This window comes from Candidatus Effluviviaceae Genus V sp. (assembly GCA_014728125.1).
Taxonomy (GTDB): domain Bacteria; phylum Joyebacterota; class Joyebacteria; order Joyebacterales; family Joyebacteraceae; genus WJMD01.
The window spans coordinates 1-3,986 of sequence record WJMD01000016.1 but is presented as its reverse complement, the minus strand read 5'-3'; the positions used below and the strand labels follow the sequence as shown (position 1 = coordinate 3,986).

3 protein-coding genes are annotated in these 3,986 nt (G+C 67.9%); 1 reads left to right on the top strand and 2 read right to left on the bottom strand.

All coding sequences use genetic code 11. The features are described from left to right. Positions 1-90 precede the first annotated feature (90 nt). On the top strand, positions 91-1,212 hold the full coding sequence (locus tag GF405_01005; protein ID MBD3366734.1) for a hypothetical protein: 1,122 nt from the start codon (positions 91-93) through the stop codon (positions 1,210-1,212). 36 nt (positions 1,213-1,248) lie between these two features. Here the strand turns inward: GF405_01005 and GF405_01000 are convergent, their stop codons facing one another. Continuing rightward, complete coding sequence (locus GF405_01000; protein MBD3366733.1) at positions 1,249-2,433, bottom strand: hypothetical protein; 1,185 nt, start codon at positions 2,431-2,433, stop codon at positions 1,249-1,251. Positions 2,434-2,452: 19 nt separating this feature from the next. Continuing rightward, on the bottom strand, positions 2,453-3,986 hold a 1,534-nt coding region (locus GF405_00995), incomplete at its 5' end, for a T9SS type A sorting domain-containing protein (protein ID MBD3366732.1).

The window sequence follows — 3,986 nt, the reverse complement described above, 5'->3', positions numbered from 1 at the left end:
CGTCTGACGACGCTCTCTGAGAGCGCCTCGACAAAGGTCATCGTGCTGAAGTAGAGTGGAGAGGCCATGGGCCTCCGCAGAACACATATCGTGAACCTGAGGAGAGCCGCGGCCGCCGCGGCTCTCCTCGTACTGCTCCTGTCCACGTCGTGCGGCGTCGTCGGGCCGTCGGGCTCGGGCACGCGCCCGTTCGCGATGGGCTTCACGCCGACCCCGCACGCACTGACGACCGAGGGCGTCTATTCGGCCTGGGACCGCATCCGCGGCGACGGCGACCTCGCCGTCATCCACTACGACGGCGGCGTGCCGTGGGCCGAGGCGCTCATCGGCGCGTACGAAAGCTACCCCGTGGAGTTCAAGGACGGCATCGACTTCAACGCCCAGGAGCTGGCGCTGACGCCGGGCGGGCATGCGGTCTACGTGGCTGTCACCCCGATCAGCTGGCTCCGCGACGAGCTGGCGGGCTATCCGGACGACGGGGGTCTTCCCTTCCCGTGGAGCACGTACGACTTCGACGACCCGGATGTCATCGAGGCCTTCACGAATCACTGCGAGTTCATGATCGACACGTACGACCCGGACTTCTTCTGCTACGGCATCGAGGTCAACATCCTGCGGTGGAACTCGCCGGAGCTGTGGGACGACTTCGTGGGACTGTGCGCCGGCGTCTATCCCGCCCTGAAGTCCGAGTACCCAGGGCTCCCCATCTTCCTCTCGTTCCACGCGGACACGTACTTCGCTGCGGTGACCGACCAGGAGTCGGCCATCGAGGACGTCCTCCCCTACACAGATATGATGACCCTCTCCGGCTATCCGTTCGCGGCGCCCCTGGAGGACCCGGAGCTGGTCCGCTTCGACTACTTCTCGGCGCTGGCCGACCTGGCGCCCGAGAAGCCGTTCGCCGTCGCCGAAACCGGCTGGCCGGCGGAGGACGTCACGTCTCCCTACCCGCTCACCATCGAGGCGACCGAGACCGACCAGACGGTCTACGTGTACCGTCTCCTCGACGAGTGTTTCTTCCTGAACGCCGTCTTCGTCAACTGGTTCGTGAGCCGTGACTACGACGAATGGTGGGAGGACGAGCTCAAATTCTCGCCCGACGCGTACATCCTCAGGCTCTGGAAGGACTGCGGACTCTACCGCGGCGACGGCAGTCAGCGCCCGTCGCTCGGAGCCTGGTACCAGTACCTGGCGCTCGAGCGGGAGTACTAGCCGCCCGGGGTCGGGGTCGGCGTCGCCTCACGCTTCTCAGAAGTTCTCCGGAAATCTCAGAACGATCACGTGTCCCTCGAACGCGCCCTTGCCGAGAAGCGTCGGAGCGAGGGCGAGGGGACCTGCGTGCAGCACGACATCACCGGCATCGACGAGACCGTTTCCGTTCGTGTCGCCCGCGAGCGCGCCGATGTGGCCGTACGTAGCCCAACCGCGGTAGCGGACGGCCACGAGGTCGCCGGGCCGCACGGTCTCGTCCCACGGCGGAGCCGGCGAGACGCGGCCTCTCTTCACATCGAACTCCGTCACGTGGTCGAGATGGTCGACCAGGAGCGCGACGCTCCAGTTCCGCTCGACCGGCCGACCCGTGTGCTCCGACCACGCCGCGACGAGCACGTCGGCACAGTCGACGCCCAGATGATGCCGGCTCTGATGGAGCGTGGACCCGAAGACCCCGGGGACGTTGTAGAACCCGGAGAGGCATCCGAGGAACCCGTCCCCGTCCCGTCGCACGACACAGAGGACGTCCGGGGAGAGCCCGCGATGGTCGGCGCTCTCGATGCCGGGCGTACGCTCGACCGTTCCCTCGCGCTCGACCTCCGCCTGGAACCAGAACGTCCCGACGTCCTCACGCTGCCACGTCCGGAACCGGAGCGGGAAGCGCCACGTCCGGAGCGTGAGCCAGCGCCGGACGCGGTCCGTCCAGTGCTCCCGGATCGCCCGTCGGAACGGAGCGATCTCCCAGCGGCCACGGAGGCCCCGGAGCTCCTCGCGCACGTACCAGATGCGGTCGTGGCCCTGCCAGCCGCCGCCGCGCCGCGGGCTGCGGGCGTTCGCGTAGCGCGTCCTCAGGTCGGCACGGATCCGGTACCAGCGGATCGTCGCGTCGGGTACCTCCTGCACACGAAGCTCCAGCTCCTGTCCCGCCTCCGAGACCACGCGGGAGCCCGAGGACCATGAACCGCCGTCGACACGGGACTCGATGGTCAGACCGGCGGCCGACGCCGGGATGAGCACTGCAGCCAGGAGCGCCAACGCACAGCGCCGGAACGCATCCCACATGGTGCTCTGGATATGCCCCACGTCCGCCTCTCTGAGCGACAGAAGCCAGTTCTTGTTCGCGTCCCCGATACTGTAAGGGAGGAGCGCTCGGCCGGCAACGAGCGAGTGGACGTCACACGACGACGCCCGGGGGGAGCGCCCCGGGCGTCTTGAAAGCACATCCATGTCGACACGTGCGTCAGCGCACCAGCACCATCTTCCGCTGCAGCGAACCCGACGGGGTGTCGAGCCGGTAGAAGTAGATGCCGGCCGGAAGCTCCCGTCCGCGGCTGTCGGTCCCGTCCCAGTAGAGGTCGTGCGCGCCGGCGGGATACCGGGCGTCGGTCAGAACACTCACGCGACGGCCCGCGACGTCGTAGATGGAGAGCCGGACGCGCGCGGGCTCCGGCAGCGCGAAGCGGATCGCCGTGCGCCGCGTCACCGGGTTCGGCGCGTTCTGCGCCAGGCTCACCCGCGAGACGTTCTCGGGCACGCCCGTCTGATCGAAGCGGATGACGTGGTACTCGGATGTCTCGATGTCGCCGTTCCCGTTCCCGGAGGGGCACTGAAGGTCGAGCACGCCACCGTCGCTCGTTCCGTACGCGGCGACCGCCACGAGGACCGAATCCGGCATAGCTCCGTAGAGGTCCTCGAGCAGGACGGCGCCCTCGAGCCAGGTGCCGCTCGCGTTCTCCAGGTTCGACGATGAGACGACGCCCTCGGAGCTGTCGAACCACCCGTTCCAGTTGTTGTCGTCCTCATTCCCGACGAAGTAGTCCCAACCGGCCACCGTCCCCGACTTGTTCCAGGGCGCGCTTCGCGAGCCAGACGGGTCGAGGTCGATCATCAGGAAGTGGTCGAGCCCGGAGGTCGCGGCGACGCCCTCGGCCGCGAGGTAGAGCCACGTGCCGTTCCAGTCGGCGTGGAGCGAGAGCCCGTCGCCGGTCGCGACAAGTTCAGCCTCGGCGTCCAGCTGGCCGTCCATCTCGTAGCCGGGCTCCGTCACGCCGCCCGAGACCGGCGCGTGCCAGTCGCCGCCGGAGTTGTTGTCCCACGTCCCCGCGCCGTCGTTGAAGACGAAGTCGACGGCCGTCGCTGACGAGGGAATCGAGTACGTGTAGCTCCACGCCTCCTCCCCCGCGTCGTACGTCATCGCGGGGTCGGGACTGAGCACGTCGAGCCAGCCGCTGTGGCCGATATGGATGTACACCGGGTCGGTGCCTGAGGGCAGCACGCCGCGGCAGTCGAGGTCGTAGTAGATGGTGACGCTCTCGCCCGCGACCGGGTCGACCGGCTCCCACCAAACGCAGGTGTCGGGCTGGGCGCCGCCCCCGCTCCCGACCCAGACGTGCTGGATGGGCGAGCGCTTGACGTACCCGAGGCTGTCGGTCGCCTCGACGTAGTAGTCCAGAAGCACGTCCTCGAAGCCGGTCAGATGAACAAAGTACTGGTCCGCGATGTAGTCCGGCATGACCGAGAAGTCGATCTCAGGGTCCGAGTAGACGTTCCCGGCCGGGAAGTCGCGATGCGTCATCGGGATCGTCTGCCACGACCCGACGCCGGCGCCGCCCGCGTACGTCTCGTTGACATCCGTGCTCATCGGGTTCGTCCCGTCGTCGTCCAGGCGGTACTTGAAGTCGACGGACGAAAGCCCCGAGACGTCGTAGGCGAACGTCCAGACGTGGAAGTCCTGGCTCATCGGCATCCCCTGCCCGCCGGGATAGCCCCAGAGT